Below are 1,486 nucleotides of genomic sequence, written 5' to 3' on the forward strand. Positions count from 1 at the left end.
GAGGAAACAGGCTGCTTTGCTGACGACCTTCGCCCTGGATGTAGCCCATAAACGACAATGCCCCCATCAACTGATGGAGGCATTGTCTTCAGCTTGCTCTCAGACTGCTAGGTTTTCACACAGTCTGTTACGGTGGGATTCAGAGCTTACGTTGGTTTTTGGTTCCATTGCTCCCCAAACCCCTTCTCAGGTACACAAAGGGCCATCACAGGCAATGAAGGATGTCGGACGCTATCTTCAGGCTGGAACGCGAGAAAACACTCGCCGTAGCTACCAGTCGGCCATTGATCACTTCGAAGTGACATGGGGCGGCTTTCTGCCCGCGACAGGCGACAGCGTTGTCCGCTACTTGGTGGACTACGCCGATACGCTGAGTGTGAACACGTTGAAGCAACGCTTGGCTGCTCTCGCTCAATGGCATATCACCCAAGGCTTTCCCGACCCAACGAAGACTCCCACGGTGCGTCAGGTGCTCAAGGGCATCCGCACCCTGCACCCAGCACAGGTCAAGCAAGCCGCCCCTTTGCAACTGAAGCACTTGGAACAGGCGGTACAGTGGTTGGCACTTGAGTCAGGGCGAGCTCGGATGCGGGACGATTTAGCGAGTCTGTTGCGCTGCCGGCGCGACATGGCATTGCTGCTGATCGGCTTCTGGCGGGGCTTTCGCAGTGATGAGCTCTGCAGGCTGCAGGTCGAGCATATTCAGGCCGAAACAGGCGCAGGCATGCGTCTGTTCCTGCCGCAGAGCAAGGGCGACCGAGAAAACCTCGGTACGACGCACTACACGCCGGCGCTCAAGCGACTATGCCCGGTACAGGCCTATCTCGACTGGATCAGTGCTGCAGGTATCGTTCGTGGAGCCGTGTTCCGCCGCCTGGATCGCTGGGGGCATCTCAGCGAGGATGCTTTACATCCGGGTAGCCTGATCAGCTTGCTGCGCCAGATTCTGCAACGCGCCGGAATTCCCGCTGAACTGTATACCAGTCACTCCTTGCGCCGCGGCTTTGCTACGTGGGCCTCGGCCAATGGATGGGACCTCAAAGCCTTGATGACCTATGTGGGCTGGAAAGACATCAAGTCGGCCATGCGGTACATCGATCCCGCTATTTCATTTGGTGGCCTGGCAGTCAGACCCGCTGTTGAATTCAATGCTGGCACTTTGACTCAATTGCTAGCTTCTCACTAACATCGCTGCACGACTGAGAGGGGCGGCATCGCTCTTCGGGTGGGCGGTTCGCCTCCAACGGTAGAGGTACCGGCATGATACAAGCAGTAGTTTTCGATGTGTTTGGCACGCTTCTCCAGATAGGTGAGCGCCGCCATCCTTTCCGCCAACTGATGCAGCACCTGCGGCTTCAGTGCGGATTCCACGCTGACTCGGACACCCATTCCACGCACATCCGGACAGTGATTCCACGCTGATCCGGACACTCATTCCACGCGCATCCGGACACCGATTCCACGGCCATCCGGACACTTTCCAGGC

Annotated in this window: 1 protein-coding gene; it reads left to right on the top strand. The window is 57.7% G+C overall.

Annotation, left to right across the window (positions count from 1 at the left end):
• Window positions 1–1,186: site-specific integrase (locus IEG05_RS22985; protein WP_224742966.1), on the top strand; the 1,186-nt coding region annotated here is incomplete at its 5' end.
• Window positions 1,187–1,486: the final 300 nt, after the last annotated feature.

This window comes from Stutzerimonas kunmingensis, from assembly GCF_014764705.1.
Classification (GTDB): Bacteria; Pseudomonadota; Gammaproteobacteria; order Pseudomonadales; family Pseudomonadaceae; genus Stutzerimonas.